The 26,122-nt window shown below is 32.4% G+C and carries 26 protein-coding genes and 2 tRNA genes; 15 read left to right on the forward strand and 13 right to left on the reverse strand.

Going from position 1 to position 26,122, the window contains the following annotated elements:
- Positions 1-195 precede the first annotated feature (195 nt).
- On the reverse strand, positions 196-2,841 hold the full coding sequence (locus tag KF896_00730; GenBank protein MBX3042219.1) for a T9SS type A sorting domain-containing protein: 2,646 nt from the start codon (positions 2,839-2,841) through the stop codon (positions 196-198).
- Between the two features lie 182 nt (positions 2,842-3,023).
- Between KF896_00730 and KF896_00735 the strand changes: the two genes are divergently transcribed.
- The 9 genes from KF896_00735 to KF896_00775 all read left to right on the forward strand — a co-directional run bounded on the left by KF896_00735 (position 3,024) and on the right by KF896_00775 (position 11,204).
- Complete coding sequence (locus KF896_00735; protein ID MBX3042220.1) at positions 3,024-3,626, forward strand: gamma carbonic anhydrase family protein; 603 nt, start codon at positions 3,024-3,026, stop codon at positions 3,624-3,626.
- Between the two features lie 186 nt (positions 3,627-3,812).
- Positions 3,813-4,280: an Rrf2 family transcriptional regulator gene (locus KF896_00740; protein ID MBX3042221.1), complete on the forward strand. Its 468-nt coding sequence runs from the start codon at positions 3,813-3,815 to the stop codon at positions 4,278-4,280.
- A 14-nt stretch (positions 4,281-4,294) separates the two neighbouring features.
- On the forward strand, positions 4,295-5,755 hold the full coding sequence (gene sufB, locus KF896_00745; GenBank protein MBX3042222.1) for a Fe-S cluster assembly protein SufB: 1,461 nt from the start codon (positions 4,295-4,297) through the stop codon (positions 5,753-5,755).
- 199 nt (positions 5,756-5,954) lie between these two features.
- Positions 5,955-6,716, forward strand: coding sequence for a Fe-S cluster assembly ATPase SufC (gene sufC, locus KF896_00750; GenBank protein MBX3042223.1), 762 nt, complete (start codon positions 5,955-5,957; stop codon positions 6,714-6,716).
- 21 nt (positions 6,717-6,737) lie between these two features.
- Positions 6,738-8,069, forward strand: coding sequence for a Fe-S cluster assembly protein SufD (gene sufD, locus KF896_00755; GenBank protein ID MBX3042224.1), 1,332 nt, complete (start codon positions 6,738-6,740; stop codon positions 8,067-8,069).
- A 14-nt stretch (positions 8,070-8,083) separates the two neighbouring features.
- The gene (locus tag KF896_00760) at positions 8,084-9,298 is read left to right on the forward strand and encodes a cysteine desulfurase (GenBank protein ID MBX3042225.1); all 1,215 of its coding nucleotides are present in this window, start codon (positions 8,084-8,086) and stop codon (positions 9,296-9,298) included.
- 6 nt (positions 9,299-9,304) lie between these two features.
- Positions 9,305-9,769: an SUF system NifU family Fe-S cluster assembly protein gene (locus tag KF896_00765; GenBank protein ID MBX3042226.1), complete on the forward strand. Its 465-nt coding sequence runs from the start codon at positions 9,305-9,307 to the stop codon at positions 9,767-9,769.
- 6 nt (positions 9,770-9,775) lie between these two features.
- The gene (locus KF896_00770) at positions 9,776-10,099 is read left to right on the forward strand and encodes a DUF59 domain-containing protein (GenBank protein ID MBX3042227.1); all 324 of its coding nucleotides are present in this window, start codon (positions 9,776-9,778) and stop codon (positions 10,097-10,099) included.
- A gap of 19 nt (positions 10,100-10,118) precedes the next feature.
- Entirely contained in the window at positions 10,119-11,204 is a 1,086-nt protein-coding gene (locus KF896_00775; protein ID MBX3042228.1) for a 2Fe-2S iron-sulfur cluster binding domain-containing protein, read from the forward strand.
- On the opposite strand, the gene KF896_00780 is transcribed toward KF896_00775, so the two are convergent.
- The 3 genes from KF896_00780 to KF896_00790 form a co-directional block, all read right to left on the reverse strand.
- Complete coding sequence (locus KF896_00780) at positions 11,201-11,623, reverse strand: hypothetical protein (GenBank protein ID MBX3042229.1); 423 nt, start codon at positions 11,621-11,623, stop codon at positions 11,201-11,203. The two genes, KF896_00775 and KF896_00780, sit on opposite strands and share 4 nt — an antisense overlap.
- A complete protein-coding gene (locus tag KF896_00785) occupies positions 11,620-12,708 on the reverse strand; it encodes a DUF4221 family protein (GenBank protein MBX3042230.1) in 1,089 nt (362 codons plus the stop codon). The genes KF896_00780 and KF896_00785 overlap by 4 nt, the downstream gene beginning before the upstream one ends.
- Before the next feature lie 84 nt (positions 12,709-12,792).
- Positions 12,793-13,212, reverse strand: coding sequence for a hypothetical protein (locus KF896_00790; GenBank protein ID MBX3042231.1), 420 nt, complete (start codon positions 13,210-13,212; stop codon positions 12,793-12,795).
- A 467-nt stretch (positions 13,213-13,679) separates the two neighbouring features.
- Between KF896_00790 and KF896_00795 the strand changes: the two genes are divergently transcribed.
- Positions 13,680-13,886 carry a hypothetical protein gene (locus tag KF896_00795; protein MBX3042232.1) on the forward strand — a complete coding sequence of 69 codons (207 nt, stop codon included), beginning with the start codon at positions 13,680-13,682 and terminating at the stop codon, positions 13,884-13,886.
- 213 nt (positions 13,887-14,099) lie between these two features.
- Here the strand turns inward: KF896_00795 and KF896_00800 are convergent.
- Positions 14,100-14,186: transfer RNA gene (locus KF896_00800), tRNA-Ser, on the reverse strand.
- Positions 14,187-14,305: 119 nt separating this feature from the next.
- Between KF896_00800 and KF896_00805 the strand changes: the two genes are divergently transcribed.
- From KF896_00805 to KF896_00820, 4 genes are all read left to right on the forward strand, one after another.
- Entirely contained in the window at positions 14,306-15,853 is a 1,548-nt protein-coding gene (locus KF896_00805; GenBank protein MBX3042233.1) for a PQQ-binding-like beta-propeller repeat protein, read from the forward strand.
- Positions 15,854-15,931: 78 nt separating this feature from the next.
- Complete coding sequence (locus KF896_00810) at positions 15,932-16,705, forward strand: hypothetical protein (protein ID MBX3042234.1); 774 nt, start codon at positions 15,932-15,934, stop codon at positions 16,703-16,705.
- Between the two features lie 200 nt (positions 16,706-16,905).
- Positions 16,906-17,784 carry a L,D-transpeptidase gene (locus KF896_00815; GenBank protein ID MBX3042235.1) on the forward strand — a complete coding sequence of 293 codons (879 nt, stop codon included), beginning with the start codon at positions 16,906-16,908 and terminating at the stop codon, positions 17,782-17,784.
- An 81-nt stretch (positions 17,785-17,865) separates the two neighbouring features.
- Positions 17,866-17,956: transfer RNA gene (locus tag KF896_00820), tRNA-Ser, on the forward strand.
- A 369-nt stretch (positions 17,957-18,325) separates the two neighbouring features.
- On the opposite strand, the gene KF896_00825 is transcribed toward KF896_00820, so the two are convergent.
- The 7 genes from KF896_00825 to KF896_00855 form a co-directional block, all read right to left on the reverse strand.
- Positions 18,326-18,874, reverse strand: a complete 549-nt coding sequence (locus KF896_00825) for a hypothetical protein (GenBank protein ID MBX3042236.1) — start codon at positions 18,872-18,874, stop codon at positions 18,326-18,328.
- Between the two features lie 85 nt (positions 18,875-18,959).
- The gene (locus KF896_00830; GenBank protein ID MBX3042237.1) at positions 18,960-19,832 is read right to left on the reverse strand and encodes a hypothetical protein; all 873 of its coding nucleotides are present in this window, start codon (positions 19,830-19,832) and stop codon (positions 18,960-18,962) included.
- A gap of 603 nt (positions 19,833-20,435) precedes the next feature.
- Positions 20,436-20,630 (reverse strand): T9SS type A sorting domain-containing protein, encoded by a 195-nt coding sequence (locus KF896_00835; GenBank protein ID MBX3042238.1) that lies wholly within the window; start codon positions 20,628-20,630, stop codon positions 20,436-20,438.
- A 39-nt stretch (positions 20,631-20,669) separates the two neighbouring features.
- Entirely contained in the window at positions 20,670-22,061 is a 1,392-nt protein-coding gene (locus KF896_00840) for a hypothetical protein (protein MBX3042239.1), read from the reverse strand.
- A 70-nt stretch (positions 22,062-22,131) separates the two neighbouring features.
- Complete coding sequence (locus KF896_00845; GenBank protein ID MBX3042240.1) at positions 22,132-23,076, reverse strand: T9SS type A sorting domain-containing protein; 945 nt, start codon at positions 23,074-23,076, stop codon at positions 22,132-22,134.
- A gap of 85 nt (positions 23,077-23,161) precedes the next feature.
- Positions 23,162-23,500 (reverse strand): hypothetical protein, encoded by a 339-nt coding sequence (locus KF896_00850; GenBank protein ID MBX3042241.1) that lies wholly within the window; start codon positions 23,498-23,500, stop codon positions 23,162-23,164.
- Between the two features lie 155 nt (positions 23,501-23,655).
- The gene (locus tag KF896_00855; GenBank protein ID MBX3042242.1) at positions 23,656-23,892 is read right to left on the reverse strand and encodes a T9SS type A sorting domain-containing protein; all 237 of its coding nucleotides are present in this window, start codon (positions 23,890-23,892) and stop codon (positions 23,656-23,658) included.
- A 372-nt stretch (positions 23,893-24,264) separates the two neighbouring features.
- Here KF896_00855 and KF896_00860 point away from each other — a divergent pair, with 372 nt between their 5' ends.
- Positions 24,265-24,435: a hypothetical protein gene (locus KF896_00860; protein ID MBX3042243.1), complete on the forward strand. Its 171-nt coding sequence runs from the start codon at positions 24,265-24,267 to the stop codon at positions 24,433-24,435.
- A gap of 163 nt (positions 24,436-24,598) precedes the next feature.
- Here the strand turns inward: KF896_00860 and KF896_00865 are convergent, their stop codons facing one another.
- Positions 24,599-25,972: a T9SS type A sorting domain-containing protein gene (locus tag KF896_00865; protein MBX3042244.1), complete on the reverse strand. Its 1,374-nt coding sequence runs from the start codon at positions 25,970-25,972 to the stop codon at positions 24,599-24,601.
- Between the last annotated feature and the right edge of the window lie 150 nt (positions 25,973-26,122).

Below are 26,122 nucleotides of genomic sequence, written 5' to 3' on the forward strand. Positions count from 1 at the left end.
TATAATACATGATTCTAGTAATAAGTATATGTATAATTAGTACTAAAACATAGTCGTTTATGCTATATTTGTATCAATAATATTAAAATAAATAAGGCGAAAACATGATATTTTCAATTAAATTTTGAAATATCCCGCTTTCGCCTTTGAAGTTTTATTATTAATTTCAAGCTAAAGACTTAAACTTCAAAATAATTATTTAGCTATGATTCTGCCTGTTGTATTTCCATAAGGAGTTTGTATTGAATAAATATACAACCCTGAAGGGAATTTACTTAAATCTATATCAATTAAGTTTTCGCCTGCATTAAGTTCAATATTTTGAATTTTGAAAATCTCTCTTCCAATGATATTCAATACTCTCAAATCTGCATTCACGGCACTTAAACTGTGAATATTGATTACAGCTTTATCAATTGCGGGATTTGGATACACAAAATGTGAATTAACAACATCATCGTTATTGATTACTGAAGTGTTCAATTTTGTATTAAATCTGCGTGCAACAGACCAGCCGGCCTGTCCGTCCTCGTTCCATGCAGCCACTCTCCAGTAATATGCTTTATCATATTCAAGGTCATAAACTATTCTGTTAGTGTCCTGGACATTCCTGTGCGTCTGAACAATATCATTTTGTTCAAAATTCGGAGTAGAAGATATTTGCAACTCATAAGAAAGAGCTCTTTCGACTGAAGACCAACGCATACTTATTATAAGATTTTCAAAAGTAGCATTATCTGCAGGACTAATAAGTGAGACTATTTGCTCAGGTGCTATGTCCTTTGTTCTGAATGTATAAACAAGTGATGTATTGCCTTCTTCTTCAGCTCCTATTGCCTGAACTTTCCACCAATAATTTGTAAATCTTTCCAGACCTATAACTTCAAGGGTAGTATCAGCAATTTGTTGACTTAGGAAAATGTTATCAAAAAATTCATCTTCACCAATTGTAACAATATAACTTATAGCTCTTGGAGCCGCGTGCCATACCAAAGTTGGATTCATCAAGACTTTTGATTCACGATTCTTTGGAGAAATTATAACCGGCGCATCTGCCGGAAGTTCATCAGTTGTAAAAACAAAAGGAGCTGACCAAAGGCTTACCCCATCGCTATTTCTTGCACGTAATCTCCAAAAATATCTGGTTTTTTCTTCATACTGAGTACCGGATTTAGTCCATATAAGGGATTCAATCCGCTCGTCAGTTAGAAATTTTGTTGTAAAAGTACTGTCCTTCGAAATTTCAATATCATAATTTAATGCGTCAACTACTGCTTCCCATTCGAAAATCGGATATACAGATACCCTCGTTTCATTATTTGCAGGCTTCAGAAGCACCGGAGATGGAATCAATGTTCTGAACGTTTGTAATTTAGTCCAATCGCCAACACATCCGTTGCTGATAACACGTACCTGCCATTTGTAAGTAGTATTATCATTAGGAACCTGAACAACGAATGAATTCAAATCCAAACCAAGTGTGTCAACTAAAGTAAGGTATTCGCCCTGAGAAACTTCCTGAAATACATTTAGGTCATATAATGCACTTTCGCCAAAATCTTCCCAATTCAAAATTACAGTTTTTTGCAAGCCTAAAGTACTGTCTGTAGGACTTACAACAACCGGAGGTCTTTGTGTCGTAACAAACGAAAACGCAGATGACCAAAAACCTGAATTGTTATTATCCACAGCTTTGATTCTCCAAAAATGCTGCTTCAATGGAAGATTCAAATTCAGCGAAATTTGACTGTTATTAATTCCAGTGCTGTCAATTAAAATATTCTCGAAATTCTCTGAATCTGAAACTTGAATCCTATATCCGGAAGCACCTTCGACGGCAGTCCAATTAAAAAATGTGTTTTGCATGCTCACACATGTTGCTGCATTAGCAGGCAATTCGAGTGTTGTAATCTGGTACGGAGTTTTAAACGAGAAAGAGTCAGACCAGTAGCTGAGACATCCTTCATGATTAACTCTGACTCTCCAGTAATAAGTAGCGTTATAGTCCTCAGGTAATTCTAAAAACTTGAGTGTATCATTTAAACCATAAGATTCAGCCAAAGTATCTGCAAAATTCTGTGATGAGGATATTTGAAAATCATAAACAGCTGTCTGACCAATACTTCTCCAATTAAACTCAACAGAAAACGGCTCGCTGCTGAATATATCTCCACCGAATGACATGTTTTCAGGGAAAGTCAGTGCCGGTGGTGCCAGTTTAGTCGTATAATGCCAAACAGCAGAAAAATCACTTTCACAAGTTGCTTTTTTATGAGACACTCTCCAATAATATGTCTTACTGTATTCAGCAAGTCTTAGAGTGAAAAATGTATCAACAATTGTATTTCTGCTGAAAATTAAAGAGTCAAAATCCTGAGTATCGGATACTTCTAGTCTGTAAAATTCAGCATCAGCTTGATTCCAGCGAAATGTTATCGTTGTATCCTGACACAATACACCATTCTGAGGCGAAACCAAAGTAAGTGGCTCAAGTTTAGTTTTGAAATTCCATGGGTCAGAAACCCCTGTGTTGTTATTCGCAAATACAGAAGTTGCTCTCCAGTAATATTCTGAATTCCAATTCGGCAACTCTACATTTGCGTTAGTTTCTTCGAGTTCTGATAGATTTGCAATCAAATTGCTGAATTCAGGATTTGTTGAAACCTCCAGCTTATATGAAACTGCATTTGGAACCTCTGTCCACTGGAAATTAATATTCTTTCCGACGCAATAATTAAAATTTGCAGGGCTGATTAAAGTGGGAGGGACTTGTGAATATGCAGCAGTTACAAAAAGAAATGATAAAATTACAAGGCTTAAATGCTGTTTGAATCTTTTCATTTTATTAAAACTCCAATTTATTTTTAAATACTTATTTTTCAAAAATTAATTTATTTAAAATATTTATACTATCAATATACTACAAACGTTATTTTAATACTATTATTATACTATTGGTCATATTTAACAAAACTGACTCTATTTTTTAAATAATTTACAGAAATAATTGTTAAGGAAAAATTATGCCTAATATATTTGAATTTAATGCTTTTAAGCCTGTTATTCATGAAAGTAGTTTTATACATCCAAATGCCTCTATAATCGGCAATGTGATTATCGGAAGAGATGTATATGTTGGACCCGGTGCGGCAATCAGAGGTGATTGGGGGGAGATTATGATTGAAGACGGCTGTAATGTGCAGGAGAACTGCATTATCCATATGTTCCCGGGGGTAACAGTAAGATTGAAAGAATCTGCACATATCGGACATGGAGCAATTATCCACGGTGGAATAATAGGAAGAAATTCACTAATCGGAATGAATGCTGTAGTTATGGACAATGTAGTTATTGGTGATGAATGTATAGTTGGAGCTTTGTGCTTTGTTCCGGCTGGTATGATTGTGCCGGATAGAAAAATTGTTGTTGGAAATCCAGCAAAAATTGTCAAAGATGTATCTGATGATATGATTAATTGGAAAACGGAAGGTACTAAACTATACCAATCTTTGCCAAATCAATGTTTCGATTCACTCAAACCATGCGATCCGTTGAGGGAAATTCCTGCTGATAGACCTAAAATGCAAATAAACTACAAAACATTGAAAGAGACTTTAGGCAGATAGCTTATTATTTCTGTATTTTTTTGGAAAGATTATACAACAATGCTGACGGCTGACTATTTCTGTCAATTTAATAAACTGAAATTGAATTGCAATATTTTTTAATTTTACTCAATTTTTAAAATACGACTACAATAGTCTGATTTTGATTTCGTCATGGTTTATGATTGTGATACAAATTATATTAAAATGCTCAAATTATCGAAAAAGGCGGAATATGCGATTTTGGCTATGCAATACTTAGCTGAAAATCCTGGTGAAAAGCTTAATGCTAAGGAAATAGCAAATCGGCTTGGTTTATCATTTGAGTTTTTGTCGAAAACTATGCAGGCACTAATGAAGGTTGGCTTATTGGAGTCTCATCAGGGTGTGAAAGGTGGATATCTCCTATCCAAAGTTCCAAATGAAATCTCGCTGATGGAGATTATCAATGCAACTGATGAGCGAATCAGAATAGTTGATTGTCTGAATGGAAATGAAGATGAATGTCAGCGTAATGATATGTGCGTAATAAAAGACCCGATGCATAAAATTCAAAAACTGATAGATAATATTTTTATTAAAACGTCTTTAAAAGATTTTGTTTCCGGAGATTTGAATAAATTTTCCGTGAATGGAAATCACAAAAAATTAATTAATATTGAAAGTTTAATTTAAAAAATGGTTATATAATGTCAGAAGAAGTTAAAGATAAAGATGAATTACTGCTCGAAGAATTAGCTAACAATGACTATAAGTATGGTTTTGTTACTAATATTGAGCAGGAATACGCTCCAAAAGGTCTGAATGAAGATATTGTCAGGTTTATCTCTGCAAAGAAAAATGAACCTGAATTTATGCTTAACTGGCGTCTAAAAGCATATCGTCACTGGCTGACGATGAAAGACCCCGCGTGGGCTAAAGTTAATTTCCCGAAAATTGATTATCAGGATGCATATTATTATGCAGCACCTAAGAAAAAAGTTACTCCAAAAAATTTAGACGAAGTTGACCCCGAGATTTTGAAAACTTACGAAAAATTGGGTATTCCGCTTACAGAACAAAAGAGATTGCAGGGTATTGCAGTTGATGCTGTAATGGACAGTGTTTCGGTTGCAACTACTTTTAAAGATACCTTGAGTGCTATGGGAATTATTTTCTGCCCAATCAGTGAGGCCGTTCATTCACATCCGGAACTTGTTGAAAAGTATATTGGGAGCGTGGTTCCAACAACAGATAATTATTATGCAGCTCTCAATTCAGCTGTATTCAGCGATGGTTCATTTGTTTATATTCCAAAAGGTGTTCGCTGTCCGATGGAGCTGTCAACATATTTTCGTATCAATGCACAGTCCACAGGTCAATTTGAGAGAACTCTCATAATTGCAGATGAAGGTTCATATGTCAGTTACCTCGAAGGATGCACAGCACCTATGCGTGATGAAAATCAGCTACACGCAGCAGTTGTTGAACTTGTGGCACACAAAAATGCAGAAATTAAATATTCAACAGTTCAGAATTGGTATCCGGGAGATAAGGAAGGAAAAGGCGGAATTTATAATTTCGTTACAAAACGTGGCATTTGCGAAGGTGAAAATTCTAAAATATCTTGGACGCAGGTTGAAACCGGTTCTTCAATCACATGGAAATACCCGAGTTGCATTTTAAAGGGTGATAATTCAGTAGGTGAATTTTATTCAGTTGCAATGACAAATAATATGCAGCAGGCAGATACCGGCACTAAAATGATTCACCTTGGCAAAAATACCCGTAGCCGTATTGTATCGAAAGGTATTTCAGCCGGAAAGAGTGACAACAGCTATCGCGGTCTTGTGAAAGTAACCAAAAATGCTGAAAATGCACGCAATTTTTCACAATGTGATTCGCTATTGCTTGGTGATAAGTGTGGCGCCCATACTTTCCCATATCTTGAAATACAGAATAAATCCGCTACTGTGGAGCATGAAGCAACTACATCAAAGATTTCTGAAGATATAATTTTCTACTTAAATCAAAGAGGAATTTCAACTGAAGATGCTGTGGCATTGATTGTAAATGGATATGCAAAGGAAGTACTGAATCAGCTCCCTATGGAATTTGCAGTGGAAGCTCAGAAATTATTGGCGATAAGTCTTGAAGGCAGTGTTGGCTAAGAAAATATATTGTCAGTCTGAGTGTAGTCGAAGACTGGAAAACAACACTTCGACTACGCTCAGTGTGACAAGTTTTGTGTAGTTTAAAGTAAGTTTGTCAGTCTGAGCGTAGTCGAAGACTGAAAAACCACACTTCGACTACGCTCAGTGTGACAGGAATTAAATTAAGAAATTAAAAAATATAGGAAATAAATTTAAAATGGCATTACTTAAAATTGAGAATTTAAAAGCAAATATTAATGGGACTGAGATTCTGCATGGTTTGAATCTTACAGTTAATCCGGGTGAAGTTCATGCAATTATGGGACCGAACGGCTCCGGAAAAAGCACTCTTGCATCGGTTCTTGCCGGAAAAGAAGATTATGAAGTTACTGATGGAAAAGTTGAATTTCTTGGCAAAGATTTACTTGATTTATCACCTGAGGACAGAGCAAGAGAAGGCGTTTTTCTTGCGTTTCAATATCCGGTGGAAATTCCGGGTGTGTCTAATGCAAATTTCATCAAAACATCGGTTAATGAAATTCGTAAGTATCGCGGCTTAGAGCCACTTGATGCGATGGATTTCTTACAACTTATGAGAGAGCGAGCCAAACTTGTGGAAATTGAGCAGTCATTCCTTAGCCGTTCTGTTAATGAGGGATTTTCGGGTGGTGAAAAGAAACGTAATGAAATTTTCCAGATGGCTATGCTTGAGCCAAAATTAGCGATTATGGATGAAACTGATTCGGGACTTGATATTGATGCTCTTAAAATTGTTTCAAATGGTGTGAATAAACTCAGAAATTCCGAAAATGCTTTTGTTGTAATTACACATTATCAAAGATTGCTTAATTATATTGTTCCGGATTTTGTTCACGTTTTGGTGGACGGAAGAATTGTAAAAACAGGCGATAAGGAATTAGCACTTAAACTTGAAGAAATTGGCTACGACTGGGTTAAAGACCATATTAATGAATTATAATTTAGTAGGAAATTAAATAAAATGAATAACTCAGAATTAAAATCTGATTTTAAGTCAATGATTAAAACTGAATTTGAGAAAATGCAAAATTCTTTCAATGGCAGCAGCGGTTCAGAAATTAACCTTGCCAGAAAAGAAGAATTTTCATCATTCTTTGTTCAGGGTTTGCCAACTTTGAAATCGGAAAACTGGAAATATACAAATCTCACATTTTTAAATAAATTAGATTTAACTGTATCAAATGAAATTAGTGATTTAACTGGAATTGACTTAAATTCGCTATACTATTCAAAACTTGATTCGCATAAAATAATACTTGTAAATGGTAAATATTCCAAAGAATTATCAGATATTGGCAATATTGATGGTGTGAAAATTGAGTATCTGAATACTACAATTAATAAAGGCATTGGTGAATATGCAAAATACTACGGTAGTTTGACTCATAATAGCGGGCATCCATTTGCGAGTGTTAATTCAGCATTGAGCAACGGCGTTTTGGTTATTGATATTGAAAAAAACAAAGTGATTGAAAAGCCGATACAAATTATCAACATTACGGATGCAAGACATAGTGGAGTTCTTACTAATCCAAGAATTTTAGTAGTTAGCAGGAAATCTTCATCCTGCAAAATTGTTGAGACAAATTATACACTTGGAAATAATGCTGGTGTGAAAAATATTGTGAAAGAATTTTTCCTTGAAGAAAATTCACATCTTAATTATTATAAAATTCAGGATGATACTGAATTTTCTCATACTTTTGATTATACTCAAACGCGTCAGGAAAGGGATTCTCATTTTGATGAAGCAGCCGTTTCAATAAATGGGAAATTTACAAGAAACGATTTAAGAGCTGTTCTTGATGATGAAAATATTGAAACTCATTATTATGGAATTTTCATTGGCAGCAATAATGAATTAATTGATAATCATACATTTGTTGACCATGCTAAACCACATTGTTTCAGCAATGAAAATTACCGGGGTATTTTATTTGATAAAGCATCAGGAATATTTAACGGTAAAATTATGGTTCGCCGTGATGCCCAGAAAACTAATGCTTATCAGTCAAATAAAAATGTTCTGTTATCTCCGAATGCCACTATTAACACGAAGCCGGAACTTGAAATATATGCTGATGATGTGAAATGTAGTCATGGTGCTACTTCAGGTGCATTGGATAAAACCTCGAAATTCTACCTTCAGGCACGCGGAATAGGGGAGAAGATGGCAGAAGTGATGCTTCTAAACGCATTTGTGGCTGAAGTAATTGCAGAAATAAAAATTGATGAATTAAGAGAATTAATCCTTGCAAGAATTGAGGATAAACTCGGTAATATTTATAATTAATAAGAAGTTACAGAATGTTTAAAGTAGAAGAAATAAGAAAAGATTTTCCTGTACTGAGCCGTATAGTAAACGGTAAACCATTGGTTTATCTTGACAATGCTGCAACCACACAGAAGCCCAATCGTGTGATTGAGGCAATGGATAAGTATTATCGTGAATACAATAGTAACATTCATCGAGGTGTACATAAGTTAAGTCAATTATCAACAAATGCTTACGAGAATGCCCGCAGTGTAGTAAAGGATTATATTAATGCTGATTCAATTGAAGAAATAATTTTCACACGCGGAGCAACTGAATCAATAAATCTTGTTGCGGGTACTCTTGGAAAGCGATTAAAAGAGGGCGATGAAATCATCATTTCTCACATGGAACATCATGCAAATATTGTCCCATGGCAGATACTTCGCGAGGAAAAAGGTATTGTGTTGAAGGTCATTCCAATTGATGATAATGGTGATTTAATTCTTGAAGAATATGAAAAATTACTAAGTAACAGAACAAAATTGGTTTCAGTAGTTCATATTTCAAATACACTTGGCACAATTAATCCTATTGAGCAAATTATTGCTAAAGCAAAAGAATATAATGCTCTTACGTTAATTGATGCTTCGCAGTCAATTCACCATTCAAATATTAATGTTCGTGAATTGGATTGCGATTTTCTTGTTTTCTCGGGTCATAAAATTTATGCTCCGACCGGTATTGGTGTACTATACGGTAAAAGGGCATTACTCGAATCATTGCCGCCATATCAGACAGGTGGTGACATGATAAGAACAGTCAGCTTTGAAAAGACTACGTTCAATGATTTGCCTTATAAATATGAAGCCGGTACTCCAAATATTGCAGGGGCTATTGGACTTGCGGAAGCACTGAATTATATTCGCTCAATTGGACTTGATGCGATAATTGATTATGAAAATCATCTTCTTGATTACGGAACAAAATTATTAACCGAGATACCTGAACTTAGAATTATCGGCACAGCGAAAAAGAAAACTGCGGTAATATCGTTCGTTTTGGAGGATATTCATCCGCATGATATTGGTACAATGGTGGATATGGATGGTATTGCAATCCGAACCGGACAGCATTGCACTGAGCCACTTATGCGAAGATTTGGAGTGCCTGCAACATCAAGAGCTTCATTCTCATTTTACAATACTACCGATGAGATAAACGTTTTACATAATTCTTTAATTAATGTTATTAAAATGTTTAAATAGATAATAATGAACGAACTTAGAGAACTATATCAGCAGGTAATTTTAGACCATAACAAGAATCCGAGAAACTTCGGAGAATTGAAACAATGTACTAATTATGCAGCCGGGCATAACCCCTTATGTGGCGACCAAATAGATGTTTTTGCAGTTTTAGATGGCGGTGTTGTAAAGGATTTAAAATTTAATGGTTCAGGTTGTGCTATTTCGAAAGCATCTGCCTCAATTATGACTACCTTGGTTGTTGGCAAAACAATTGATGAAGCAAAAGGACTATTTAATGAATTTCACAAAATTGTTACTTCGGATATGTCTGTACAACTTGATACTTTAGAACTTGGAAAAATGGCTGTATTCTGCGGTGTGAGAGAATTTCCTGCACGTGTAAAATGTGCAAGTCTGGCTTGGCATACAATGATTCAGGCACTTGAAAACAGCAACAAAGTTGCAATAACCGAAACTAATTTAAACTAGATTATTATGAGTGAAAATTTATCACCTCAGGAACTTGAAGATAGAATCGTCGAGAAAATCAAGACGGTATTTGACCCTGAAATCCCTGTAAATATATATGATTTAGGGTTGATTTACGATATCAGCATTACTGCACAAAATGAAGCAGTCATTCTGATGACACTTACATCTCCGGCTTGCCCTGAAGCAGGGATGCTACCCGGAGAAGTGGAAATGAGAACAAAAGAAGTGGAAGGTGTTACGGATGCAAAAGTAATTCTGACATTCAATCCTCCATGGGATAAGTCAATGATGAGTGATGCGGCTGCTTTAGAACTCGGATTATTTTAAACTTAAATATATTTGAAAAATGGCATTAAAATTTTATTCTTTAAAAGTCAGCGATTTAGTTCGTGAAACAATTGATACTTTAACTATAACATTTGATGTTCCAAGTGAAATAAAAAGTGAATTTGCCTACAAACACGGGCAGTATATAACTGTGAAAGTACCTGTAAACGGTAGCGAAAACCGCCGTGCTTACTCAATCTGCACAAGTCCTGTTACAGATAATAAACTTTCAATCACCGTAAAAAAAGTTGATGACGGAATAGTGTCCCGCTATATCAATGAAACTCTTAAAATTGGTGATATGCTTGAAATTATGCCACCATTAGGCAATTTTACGATTGACCTGAACCCCGAAAGCAGCAATTCATACTTTTTGATTGGTGCAGGTAGCGGAATAACCCCATTAATGTCAATTTTGAAAACAATACTTGCGGTTGAATCAAACAGCAAAGTATATTTATTATATCAGAACAGAACTGAGGAAAGCATCATTTTTGCCGGTCAGCTAAGTGAATTGTCGCAAAAATATTCCGGCAGATTTTACCTCACAAATATATTAAGTCAGCCGACTGCGGACTGGAGCGGAGAAAAAGGCAGATTAAACAGTGATTTCATCGAAAAGTACATATCTGAAAATGCCGGAAATGAAATATTTAAAGCTCATTATTTTATTTGCGGACCGCAGGGATTAATGGAAACAAGCGACCTCGCACTCCGTAACCTGAAAGTTGCTTCTTATCAGATTCATAAGGAAATTTTTACTATCACCCAAACATCACCTGATGAAGGAAATGAAAATATCGTGCTTGATTCTAATGATGAAATTATCACCCGCAAAGTAAAAATAATTCTTTACAGCGAAGAAATTGAATTTCTTGTTGAGCCGGATGAAACTGTTCTCACAGCCGCTCAACGTGAAGGTCAGGACCCGCCGTTCTCCTGTCAGATTGGTGCTTGCTCAACCTGCCGCGCAAAACTTATTTCAGGCAAAGTGTATATGGATGAGCGTGATTCTCTTACTGATGAGGAGATTGAAGAAGGTTACGTTCTGACCTGTCAGGCACACCCTCTGACTGATGATGTCGTCATTGATTATGATGATTAGTTACATAATTTAGATAAACAGTTTTCATCAAAGGGCTGAATAATAAAATCTTCGTTTTCTCTTATTATTAGAATGTTTTCAAATGGATAAATATTCAATTTATTAAATTCAGATTTTTCATCTACAATAACATTAATTGTATTTATAAAATTCTTAAAATCAGCATCTAAAATTTTTGTACTTTTAACAATTATTATTTGATATTCATCTAAGCATATTCGATTAGCTAACATATTTGTTAATAATTCATTTTGGCAAGGTTTGCAGTATTGAGTTTGTATAATGATGTATTTGTTTCCATAAGAAATATCTATTTCCATTTTTTTTAAATATTCTTCAATAAGTTGATTGCTTGGATTGTTACAAGCTGACATGATGGAAAAATACATTAAAATTAGCAAAATTAAACTAAATTTCATTTGATTCTTTTCATTAATTTGAATAGTGAAAATGAAAAATAATTTTCATCATAATTAGGATTGTTTGGATTGTTATTTGAAATAATCAACCCTTCTTTTGTTACGAAGGTATTCAAAAAATAAAAATTCTTTGGAGGAAATAATTGTTCGTAGATCAAATTTAGGTTGCTATCAAGAATTGATATTGACCAACTACAATCGTAGTAATCATTAACTATTCCATTCACTTCAAATTCTTGCTTGTGTTTATTAATTCTATAAAATACTTTGTTATAATTGTCATATAATATTTTAAAGAACTCTGGCTTCATAATTTGATGTTTATTATTATAACTAAATTTCTTTCCTAAAGTTGTATCATATTTAGAAAATTCCTGAATATACTTGCTTTTAATAATTTTATAACTAATTAAATTTCCAATTTTATCGTACTTAAAAATTGTAGGATCATCACTAAAAATTACAACAATGCAACCATTGCTTTCACAATAAGATTTCGAAATTAAACCAGGGTCATCTTGTTTTGAAATTTCAATTGGATATTTTACCAACTTATTATGTTGTTGACTAACAATATTAAAATTTAACAAAGTATATGCTTTATAATGTTCAAACGGGTATCCATCCAAACCAATTTTAATAATTAAGTTATTATCAATTAAATACATCTGTTCATTAATATTATATTCAGTGACATATTTACCTTCAGGTACATATAGAATTTCATTAATATCCCAACTTTGTAAAATTTCTGAATTTGTATTTATTAAGAAAATTGAGTCATTAAATTTAGATATACAAAAAATTGAGTCAAGATTATGAATGAATATACCTTTTGCTTTGAAATTCAAATGAATAACATAATTTAAATTAAAATATTTGATACTATATAACTCAATTATATCAAAATCGGCATTGTAATTAACTAAATATTCTTGCTTTGATTTTAAATCATAGTAATAGGAAATCTTATTTGGCTGAGAATCAGTTGTATCACTAATACTGATAGAGAACGTCTTTTCATATTCAAAATTAATCTCATTGGAACTATCTGAACTACATGAAAATAAAAATATTATATACACAGAAAAAAAATGATATAATCTCATCTAACTTTAATAATTTATTATAGAAAAGGTACTGCCCAAAATGGACAGTACCCATTTGTATTAGTAAAATGCTGAATAGTCTGGGGTAGAATCAGGATATCCAAGAAAATGGATATAATAAGTTCTAACACCAGAACCGAAATCTAATTTACTCATGGTTGTGATACCATTACGTAAATCAAGCAGTGCGGGACCAGAAAAATTCTCAAAAATTTCTAGATAGTTGCCACTTGCGCTAAAGAATACATCAGTAGTTTGATTAACTATACGATTATCAAGCTCATCAAAATAAATTTCTTTAGGAGCTGTGACAATTACATCATCAAAACAATCTCTTTTGGGTGTTTCGCAATCTCGAATAGCTTTCTTATAAGTTCTTGTTGGAGACGACATGGTGCCAGCAACAATATTCATTGGTTGAAAATCGTCTTGTGTACTCGATTTTTGATTATTTGTAGAAGTATCAGAACAAGACATCACTATCGAAATTGATATGATTACAATTATTATTTTATACATATTATTTACCATAAGTATTTGTGAAAAATAATTTTTTATAGTGACGGATACATTAATTGCGGCTTATCCACCACTCTTAACGGACAATCATAAGCAACCTCGCAATTTATTTGCTAAAGTTTGATTATAATTGTTGGAGATTGTATTTATATATTTTTGCTTTTTATTCTGAGTTGAAGAATTTAGTAAGGCTCTGATACCTGATACCTGATACCTGATACCTGATACCTGTGCAGTATTTAAAATAATATGTTAGATATTTTATCATAAATATTTAAAATTGTATTTTAACTTTAGCGAATATAATAAGACTTATGATATTCTCCAAAAATTATTTATAAAATTTGAATTATTTTTCAAATTTATAAATATTAATTATTACTTTTCGTTAAATAGTTATATGAACTAATTCAATTTAGATTAATTATATGGCATCTTCAGTACCAGAAATAGATAGAAATGAACTTCTAAGAATAATCAATCTGCAGGATTATGATTATAGGTTTTATATTTTTAATGAGCTCAAAAAATCATTGATTTTTGATAGATTTGAGGCATTGCTCAAGACAACAAAAAATGATTCTCTAACTTATGATGAAATAACCGAAGAAGTAGAATCTGTAAGAAAATCATGATATGAAAAAGGACAACAAGTCTTATAAAATAATAATTGATTGATTCAAAAAAGATTATGATATTAATTTTCAAATACTTATAGCAAAATACTCAATGATATTAAACTACTTCCAAGAGGTAGTCAATAATACAAAATATAGTTGGAGAAATTAGTAAAAAAATAAATAATCCTTGCAACCTATTCAATTACAAGAACTTAATAATTTCAAGTGCGGAGAGGGAGGGATTCGAACCCTCGGTACAGTTGCCCGTACAACGGTTTTCGAGACCGCCACATTCAACCACTCTGCCACCTCTCCGAATTACTTTTACAAAAGTAATCAAAATTTTAAACTTAATCAAAATTAGATTATGTTAAATTACAATAAATTATCTTTTAAAACTATTAACAAAAAGTTTTTATCATATTGGAGTTGTTATGAAGTATTTGCCACATATTCTTTTGATGCTCTTTTCAATTACAAATCTAAATGCAGCAGATGTAAAATGGATTTTTGAGACTGATGATTCCTGCTTCGGGATGTCAGCGATGGAGTATATTAGCGGTGAGAATGCATATTATATATCCTTCGGATGTTACCGTAATGATGGAAATATCTATGTTGTTAATTCAAAAACCGGAGAATTGGTTTGGAAATTTTTCACAGGTGAGTCAGCAGAAGGTTGTAACGACACTGCTCCACTTATTTATGATGTTGATGATGACGGCTATCCTGAGCTTATTGTAGCAAGCTCATGCACACCTAAAACCTATTGCTTCGACCTTCAGAATGGCACAATCAAATGGATAACTAATACTCGTGGTAGCGATTCTCCACCCGTTATTGCAGATTTGGATGGTGACGGCAAGCTTGAGATTTTGCATGGTCAGTTTGGTGGATTTGTAGTTGCGATTGATGCGTTAACTGGCGAAAAACTTTGGGACAAGGAAGTTGACCCTAACTCTTGGATTCAGACAGCACCTACTATTATTGATATAGATGGTGATGGATTATCTGATTTCGTTGTTGCAAACTGGAGTTTCGAAGAAAAGCATCGTGTTTTTGCATATCGTGGTTTTGACCAGAAACTGCTTTGGACCAGAGAGCTTAATGGTGTTGTATATCATGGTTTCGGTATTACGGATTTAGATAAAGACGGAATGGATGACATAATTTTTGGAGATTACGGTGGTACTCTTTGGGCTTTAAATTCCAAAGACGGCAGCATCAAATGGACATACCAATCTCCTTTATATATCGGTTCACCGGTATCTATCGGAGATATTGATGGAGATGATAATTGCGAGTTAGTTTTTACAAGTCATAACAGAGTAATTGCCCTTAATCATGATGGAAGCGAAAAATGGAATTATGTAATACCTGATTATGCTCATTCATTCAGAGGTGTTGCACTTTCTGATATGACCGGAAATAATCTGAAAGATATTGTTTTTAGCTCTTCAAAAGGCTTACTCTCAGCTGTTGAAGGTACAAGCGGAAACTTAATTTGGGACATTGATTTAGCTGAATATTACGGAAGACCACTTGATATGAATCATGCACCTGTAATAGGTGATATGGATGGAGATGGTTTGAAAGATGTTTTCATAGTTGGCGGAACAACAGATTATCCTGACTTTTCGCAAAATTATGGTGCCGGATTTTGCGTTTCTACTAATGCGCCAGCCAACGATGAATGGCTGATGTTTCAAAATAATCATTTAAGAAACGGAAATGTTAGTCCAAAAGAACCTAATGCTATCAATAATCAAAATGGAAATTTCATGATTTTCAATAATAAAAATCTGATTCAAATCGAAAATATAGATAGAAACTTGAATATAAAAATTATCAATCTTCTTGGACAAATTATATATAAAGGCATTATTGAAAGTTCGTATTTCGAGATAAATATTGAAAATTATCAAAATGGCTTTTATATATTATCTATAGATGGATACAATCATAAATTTATAAAATTTTAATTTTGTTTCATGCAACATTTTTAATATTGTAGCGTTTTAGTATTATTACGTATTCAAATTATTAATGGAGTTATCACAATGAAAAATTTTATGCTATTTTTAGCATTAGTTGTATTTGCAGGTGGTATAATCAGTTCATGTTCTGAAGATTCAAACACACCTTCAAAAGAAAAGAATTTGTTCCCAGCAACGAATAATTCTTTCTGGGTTTACACAAGAACTTATGTAAATGATGGTCAAACAGCTACTGCGACTGATTCTGTTGCTATTTCAGGTACTGAAACTGTCAAAGGTCAAACTGCTTCAAAGTATAATGTATATACCGGCGGACAACTTAGAGAATCATACTTCAGATACAGTCAGGACTCTAAGTTATACTCCCTTCCTTCGGAGCTTTTACCCGCAGATATACTTGCTTTAATCCCAGCAGAAATTTTACCTCAGGACTGGGTTGTAATAGCAGATGACAAAACTAACTCATGGGAAATGTTTACATTTAATGTTGACAATGTACCTGTTGATTTAGGAGGAACCACTACTACACTTAATGGCGTTATTAAAGTAACAGGTCAGAAAGGCGGAATGGTTAACAAAAGTGTGGGAGCTACAAATTACAGTTGTCAGGAATTTACATCAAAAATTTCTTACACAGGTAAAATTAATTATTTAGGTCAGAACATTGACCTGAAATTCGAAGTTAATTCCAAAACATATTATGCTGATAATGTTGGTTTAGTATATTCAGAAACTCCTGAACAAGAAATAGTTGTTGATCTTGTTTTTTCAAAGATACCTGTATATAAAATTGAAGCTACTAATAGTGCACTTGTTAGGTTTAGCGTAGCTCAGTAACAAATATTAATTTGATTTACTAATTGTGAAGCTCTTTGGTTAGCATATTATAAGCTTAATCAAAGGGCTTTTTAATTGTAATAATAAAATTATCACTTTATTTACCCAAAATTTTATTATTTTTGAAGTTCCAAATTTTAATAAACTGGTTCAATATTTGATATACCATTTGATGTTTTAATGATTATATAATTGAGATTTTGAAGAAAAATAATAGAATATTATTTATTATACTGATATTATTCGGTTTCGGATTAATTTCGGCAGGGCAGTCCGTTAACAAAGCTAAGGACTATTCCCGTCATTTACATATTTTAATACCTGAAATTGAATATCATGACGTTTTCTTACCAAAAAAAGATACAATTTTCATTCATGGTGATGAATATATTGATATTTGCCTGAAGAATCAACTGACAACACTTTATCGCAGAAGTGATACAGCAGTCGCATTCCCTATTTCATCAGGTACTGAAAATATTGCGAAAGGAATCAAAACTTCAACGGGCATTTTTACTGTACAATCTAAAATCAGACTTGGAATATCCCGACAGTTTAACAATGCCGAGCTTATTAATTGGATTGGTTTTAATGGCAATATTGGCTTTCATGGACTCAGTGGTAGCGGTTATTATCAATATCTTGGTAAACGCCCGTCATCACATGGTTGCGTAAGGATATCCCGTGAGGATGGCAACACTCTTTATGAATCTGTAAAAATTGGAACACCTGTAATTGTTTATGAGGATGAGCCTGCACGCGTTCTGGCTTTTTACGACGATAAGATACATAATTCCAAATCTGCCATAATTCTGAGGGACAATAAGCATTTAATGAATAATCTCGACAGACGTCTCGAGAATTTGTATTTAGGCAATGGACACTTAAACAATTCTTTTAACCTGATTTTTGATAATAACACTATTCTAAAAAAATTAAAAATTCCGGTAGGTGAATTCAAAAAAGTTGCAGTCAAGCAAAAATTTATACCTCCTGCTACCAAATATTACAACTTAGCATCGGATAATACCAGATTATCTGAAAAGCTCAAAGAGATTTCAAGTCCGGTTAATTTTTAAAATTTTCTTTAATTGAAAATAATATTTTGACATTTGAAAAAAAAACGTTATTTTTGTAAACTTAATTCAGCCAAATATCACGGAGAGGTGGCAGAGAGGCTGAATGCACCGGTTTGCTAAACCGACGTAGTGGTAACATCCGCTACCGAGGGTTCGAATCCCTCCCTCTCCGCAAATATAAACAATAAATCCTTGCAAATTTTATATTTACAAGGATTTTTTATCTGATTCAACATATTCCTCTTTCCAAATTTCAAAAATTTGACTTTCTACATCTTCACAAATTTTTCTACCTTATTGCCAATTTTGATGAAATACACTCCTGCGGGCAAATGAGATACATAAATGCGTTTTGTGGACAGGGCAAGCCCTATCACTACAATTCAATTCTTAAAATTCCGAAGTTTTGAAAACTTCGGAAGTTTTATTTGACGTCATAATCAAGGATAATTCAGATTAAAAGATTTAGCGGATTAATTCCAAAAACAAGATGTGCCACACCCGTTTAGGTATGGCACAATTTAAACAATGCCTTTTGATTCTATCTCAAGAAAATCCTTAAACCAATATTTGCAAATGAATAGGACATTATTTTTGAATTATAGTGCATTCCGGATAATTCCAAACCAATAAAATCATATTGAAAACCCATTGAGACTTTGGAATTTAATCCTGAATTTGTACCTTCAATATCAGGAAATTTTAAATGTGTTAAACCCGTAAGAACATCAAAGTAAATACGGAACTTTTCCATTTCTGATAAACTCATTCTTAAGCCCATATTTATATTAAATATGAAAAGGTCTTTAGCTTTATCAAACCCTCCTAAGAGCGAAATATCATATAATAATGAGAAGAAAAATCCACTTCTTTCCCTGAGTAAATTTTCAATTGTAAAACCTAAAGGAATTAATTTTTCAGAATTTTCATTATATGAATATCCTGAATAAAGGCTTATCCCGATATGTTCAAAATTATCTTCCTCTTTTTCAACAACTTCTTCTCCAATAAGAAGATTAGAAAATATTATAATCAGAAAAATACTTAATACAGTTAAACCGAAAAAATTCAATTTTGCTTTTTGCTTCATGCTTTTACTCCAATATTTGATTGAAACTAAACTCTATAATTTATCACATAATAATTAATAATTAATAATTATATTTAAAAGCTAATTATTCACCAGGACCTTTTATCCACATAAGTGCAGCCGTTGCTCCTGAGGCTGTAACACCATATTGTATACCAAGACCAACTGAAGCAGGAGTACCAGCACCAGCAGCTACACCAGCTGCAGCCCCAACAGCATCTGAGACAGCAGTTGCTACAACTTTTGCCCATTTAGGCCAATTAAAAAATCCAAAAAGTTGAATTTTATCAATTTTTGAGGAATTTTTTTCAAACTGATTACAATTTAATTCATGATACCAAGGATTTGTTACGCTATTAACATATCCAACATCATACCAATATGCCATAGAATAACGAGCTACTGCCCCGCCAACCAAAAGTTGTTCCTTTTGTGAGGTACTTAATAAGTTTGAGTTAATTATATCAAATTCCCAATCTTTAATTAATATTAACAAACTACTAATATTAGTTGAATCACTGTGATTCCTGAAAATGTCGATAAGATCTAATAAATGCCTTTCAACATCTCTTTCAAATGAATAATAGTAGGTAACTGAATCCAGTTCAACTATTCCTGGGTTGTCAAATATCAAATTAACTTGTTGATTTATTTGATTGATGTTATACTGGTATCCTAATGAATCTAATGAATACGAAATTAGTGAAACTAATTCTAATCGATGGTTTTGACAAGTTAGAGAAGAAATATTATTGCTAATATAATTTAACCCGTTATTATGAATTAATCCAATTGAGTCGTATGGGTTTAATGGGAAACTTACTCCTAATGTATCGTAAAATAAATTGGGTAGATTTTTATCGATATTGAAATCAGTAGAATTGTTAATATCCCCTGAGCAAGCAATAGCTGAATATAAGAATAATACTGATAGAAATTTTAAATACATTTTTTTCATTTAAAAATTCTCCAAAATTTTTCCCAAATATTTATTTTTTATTAGCTCAACAATTTCACATAAGAAATTGTCAAAAATTCATAGAACATACTTCTGTTTATTTTTTAAGAAGTCCAGAACCATCCAATTTTTGCGACAGACAATAAATTTATATTTTGTAAATCTTATCTGCCGCTAAATCGTAATTCCGGGAATTTTAAGCTCCTCAAATAAAATAAATATTTTAATTTTGTGTACGTTCTTTTCGTTGAGAATTCGTTGAGAATTCGTTGAGGCAAAATTTATTAAACAAAAAATCTTTTTCTGTTGAAGAAGTAATAAAGGAGAGATAAAGCGTTTTAAATATGCAGATAACAAAATGGCAAAAAGATATATATTTGCCCCAAGAGATAGGGCAATGTTACAATGAAGTTTATGATATTTCCCAGCCAAAATCATTTTTTTTCCTTGTTACCATTATCATATTGCTAAAATAAGAAATTTCCGAATATTATACAAATAAAATTTTATTTTTTTACAAAATTCAAAAAGCAAGATGTCCGACACTTGCGAAGTGAAGGACATCTAACTCTTTTACATTCAACTCAATAACTTTCAGCTAAATCACATCTTCACAAATTTTTCGACAATGGAGCAAGCTCCATTGCAACCAACAATTTTGATGAAATACACACCCGCGGGCAAATGTGATACATCAATTCTTAGTAGCTCAGACGCCCCCGTCTGAGTATTTTTCATATAATTCACAGACGAGGGCGTCTGTGCTACCTCTACTCCAAGCATATTGAATATTTGCACTGATGAAACTTCGGAAGGTTTATATTGAGATAAATTACCCTACCTTATAACATTCAGCATTTGTATGTGGCTAAAGCCATTTATCTCTGAAACTAACCAATATGAGCCGGAACTAATATTTTTTGTAATGTTAAATTGCTGTGAATGATAACCAACATCTTTGAAACCACTGAAAAATTCACATATCAAATTTCCGTTTATATTGCTTAAATAAATCCTTAAATTCCCACTTTTTTCAATTTCGTATTCTGTAGTAAAAATTGTTCCGTTTGTTACTGGATTAGGATATAAGTGTTTTGGTTTTAAAGAAGTTAACTCGACTGATGTATGATTTATTTTCCCCTTGATAAGTTGTGAAGGTAAAGATGTATAGGCATAAAATTCGTCACCAAAATATTCTGAAAGGGTAAAGAAATAAACCCCTTCCATCAGATTTGTATCTAAAATAAATGTTGGATAAAACCAGCTTTCCCCTTGATCTGTAGATTTGAAAAAACCAAAACCTGAGCCACCTAATAATATATTATTCATATTGAAAAATATTGGCTTATAAAATAGGTAGTATTTACCACCCATTTGCAATTTTATTTGCCAATTCTTACCGCCGTCAATTGTTTTAAAGAAAAATGCAGAATCATTAACCGCCATATTCACAAAACTACCAGTAGCAAAACCAAGATTTTCATTTTCAAAATGAAAATCAGTCATTCGGAATTTATTTAAAGTTGTTAATAACTTCCAAAAACTTCCATCAAAATCTGTATGAAAATAATATCTGTAATTTGTATCATAACTAATTCCATAATGAGTGTTACAACCAATTATCATACTACTATCTCTTTGAATATCAATTTTATTAAAATTCCAAATCTGAGAAATTGAGTCAGGAACATTAAATTTTTCCCAAGTTTTACATCCATCGGTAGATTTATATATTCCATATTCACCCTTGCCGTCAGATTTTACTGAAACCGTTACAGCTTTATTCTTGTCAATCATTTCAAATGACTGATAAGAATAATCAGGAATCTGGATTATATCAAATGTATTTCCAAAATCTTCACTTCGTAAAATTTTACCTGTTGAAGTTACAATTATCATTGTACCATCATCAAAATACTTACATCTTTGAGCCAAACTTTTAGGAAAGTAAATAGAATCTTCTCTAAAAACCAAAGAATCCGCATATAAGGTTTGCCATGTAATGCCGCCATCACTTGTTTTATAAACCATACATCCTGTAGAATTATAATCAGTGCTTATCATTAAGCAATTATTATTATCAAAACAAGACATATCCATTGTATTCACTAAATTATTAGGATAATTAAAAATACTTTCAAGTTTATATGATTCTTCAGCTGTACTAAAGTATGTAAGTAATAAAAGCAATAAAGGTAATAAATATTTCATAAGAATGTTTGTTTTCATAATAACTCTTCCTTCAAAAGCCCTGCTTATAAATAATTATAAGCAGGGTATTGTTAAATAAATTGCAAAATTACCTAAACTTAATAAATTTACCTGTTATAACTTCTCCATTTGTTCCTGTTACAATTATACTGTACATTCCATTTGGGTAAGATGAAGTATTTATATCCAAATTTAAATTATGATTAGAACCTATAGTTATTTCTTTTTTATAGTGTTCAGATCCATTAATATCATAAACAGAAATTACATAATTGCCTGGACTAAGCAATTTCAAATTAATTTCAATTTTTAAATTCGTTGGATTAGGATGAATACCTATAAACTTTGAAGGTGTACTTTCATAAATACTCATTTTGGGGTAAAATACTCCTATATCACCATTTGGCATTTCATTAGGACCATAAAAACTACTCGGCATTGTACTTGAACAATCTATAAAATTACAGGGACTTGTACAATTATAGGTCTGTCTTTGTGTAACCTGTAATTGTGTAAATTCTAAATAATCACCAGAAGGTCCATTCCGCTTGCAAATTCTATATAAACCAACACAACATTCACCACCACAAACAATATAACTATTGAAAATGATATCGTGCTGCCAGCAAGTTGCTGCCTTGTATGTAAATTGGTCGTAGCAATCATTATTATTTATTAGCCCCATTTGATTTTTTCTCACAACTGCAATCATCCACATTGCTGCTTTCCAAGGATTTACCATACAAGCAGAATCACAATTTTGGAAACTAATTTCAGCTACTTGAAACTCATACCCCCATCCAGGTATGTTACGTTCATAAAACTTGACTGTAACAATACAATTTGAATCTGCGCACCCAATTACACTGGGTGGCAATCCCATTCCAATCAAGGTGATTGGACCTTCCCATGCTGTTGTGTCGCCCTCATCACAATACGTTGGGTCGTAATTTGCGTTTGATTCATTATAATATAGTATTAAAGATAATAAAATTATACAGATTATCGTTGAAAATTTACTTATCTTACTCATTATTAAAATTCTCCATTTTATTTTAATTATTTAATTTTTATTAACTCAACAATTTTACAAAAATTCAAAAAACGGACTTCTGGTTTTAAAGCGAAGTCGCTGCTGTTGCCCTTTTTTGCGACAGAAATGATTTATATTTTGTAAATCTTATCTGTAGCCAAATCGTGATTCCGGGAATTTTAAGCTCCTCAAATAAAATAAATATTTTAATTTTGTGAAATACTTTTCGTTGAGAATTCGTTGAGACAAAATTTATTAAACAAAAAAACTTTTTCTGTTGAAGTAATAAAGGAGAGATTAAGCGTTTGAAATATGCAGATAACAATATGGCAAAAAGATATATTTTTGCCCCAAGAGATAGGGCAATGTTACTATAAATTTTATGATATTTACCCATCAAAATCATTTTTTTCTTAGTTACCATTATCATATTGCTAAAATAAGTAATTTCTGAATATTATACAAATAAAATTTTTATTTTTAACAATATTCAAAAAGCAAGATGTCCGACACTTGCGAAGTGTAGGACATCTGACTTTTTTTACTTTCAACACAATAACATTATAACATTCAACATGGTTACATCTTCACAAATTTCTCGACAATGGAGCAAGCTCCATTGCTGCAATTAATTTTGACGAAATACACACCTGCCGGCAAATGAGATACGTCAATTCTTAGTAGCTCAGGCGCCCCCGTCTGAGTATTTTTCATATTATTCACAGACGAGGGCGTCTGTGCTACTTCCAAACCAAGCATATCAAATATTTGTACTGTGGAAACATCCGATGTTTCCAAAACTTCGGAAGTTTTCAAAATTGGGTCAGAATCACAGATTAAACGGATTAATTGATTTCGTGGATTAATTTAAAAAGCAATAAGAAAAATCCGCGGTTCATAAACTTCCGAAGTTTTCACAATGTTGTCTGAATCACAGATTATTCAGATTAAATGATTTCGCGGATTAATAAAAAGCAAGATGTGCCACATTTCAAAGCATGATGCATCTAACCCTTTTTAACTTTCTACTCAATCACTTTCAACTTTCAACAATGTTACAGCAAAATAATTGAATCAATTTTCGGAAAATTCAAAATGAAAGCAAAACAGCCGTTTGGTGGAATATATGAAACTGATTTGAGTATAGTATTTTGCACCAATATCACTTAAACATTAATAAATGATATTTTGACAACAGTAAGAAGGTCGGATGTAGATAATTGGTTCTGGAAGATGGTAGGTGTAAGTAATTTAGTTAAACGTAGAATTGCTTTTAGTTGGAAAATGTATAATCATGTTGGTAAAATATTTGCCATTTTTCACACGATATATACATACGATATTGAAATATTGGTATGAATTCATTAATTCTTGTGTAGGTTTAGCATATAATTTTAATTACGGTGGCTTTTATGTTCAAGCAGGAATAGCATATAGCGAAGACAATTATTTAAGATTTTATGCTAACCGGGCAAATCGGATATGTATATCAGTTAAGACAGTAAATATTGTATGCTGGTGATTACAGCTTAATGAATTTCTTTAAAACTAATTTGTCACCTTGATTCATTTTTATAAAATATGTTCCGGACTGTAATTCATTTACGTTGATTGTAAGAATGTTATTTGAACCAACTAAATGGTTCTTAATTTCTTTTCCGTTTATATCCATAATTGATAAATGTTCAAATGGATGAATATTGACCTGAATAGTAATAGATTCAATTGCCGGATTCGGATAAATTAGAACATCATCCTGATTAATTTCATCATATACGGAAGCAATAATATAATATGGAACTTTTAATGCAGGGTCACCCATTAAATTCATTATATTATCGAAATATGGATTACCAGTTCTGACTTTAGTCATAGAACTACCTATTGTAACATCATCACCTGTTATAAATGCCTGAAGGAATTTTTCTAAATAGAATCCGTTAATAGCATCATAAGTTACAGCAGAACTTGAAACTGTTGCTACTGCTCCAAAATCCTCCTTGGATATTAATTGTTCGACAATACTCTTTTTTTCAGGGTCATCGAAACTGTGTGAACAACTTAACGAATAAAAAATAAAGGGCGGCGACTTGACTGATAATGTATCAAGAAACTCAGTATCAATTATTATAGAACGGGACCATTTGAATTGATGTCCATGACCAATATAACCGAGAAAAGAAGTTCCTTCAGATAGAGCATTTATAAAATCATATCTAAATTCTTCAAGCGATTTTTCTGTTACAAACGGCAATCTTAATGTCCGATTACTATTGGGATAATAATTAAGAAGTGCTCTTGAAAATTTATTAAATATTACACTGTCTTCCAAATCAGTCACATGAATAACATCTTTACTAAAATTTATCTTCCGATAATTATCTTCATATAAATAGGTTTTACTAAACATACTTACAAGTTCATTTCGGTTACGTGCGGGGAAGCGACCTATTGCAAAATAATATTCTCTTAAAGATTTGGCTGGAATCATGGTATAATATACATCAGTATGAACAGAGTCCTCCAAAATAAATGTGCTACCATGGAAAAATGACTCTATTTTTACAGAAGGAATATGATTTATAGAGCCTATGAGCAATAGATACTCTAATTTTGGATTTGCCCAGTTTTCAATTATATACTCCGTAAAGTTTTGTATTGCTTTTGTAGTATCGAATTTATTATCAGATGGAAATTCATTGACAATATCAGTAAGATTTACAGAAGTAACTTTATAACCTTTAGTCTCGCGCCATTTATGAAAATCTATAATATCATCTTTGTATTCTTCATGATATATAATAAGATAGTTTGATTGCAATTCAGGATTTCTAAGGTCAGCACACAAGCAATTGAAACTGCCCAAAACTATAATTGATATTAACAACAACCACATCATTTTTCCATTATAAAGTTCAAAATATTGAGTGAAGACGATATTTTCTAAAAATTCACTTAAAATAAAGGAAAATGCAAATTTTGTTATCTGATAGCAAAATTCTAATTGTGAAAATAAATGTGTATTTTCATAAATAGTTAATCATTT

The sequence above is a fragment of the Ignavibacteriota bacterium genome (assembly GCA_019637995.1).
Classification (GTDB): domain Bacteria; phylum Bacteroidota; class Ignavibacteria; order Kapaibacteriales; family UBA2268; genus JANJTB01.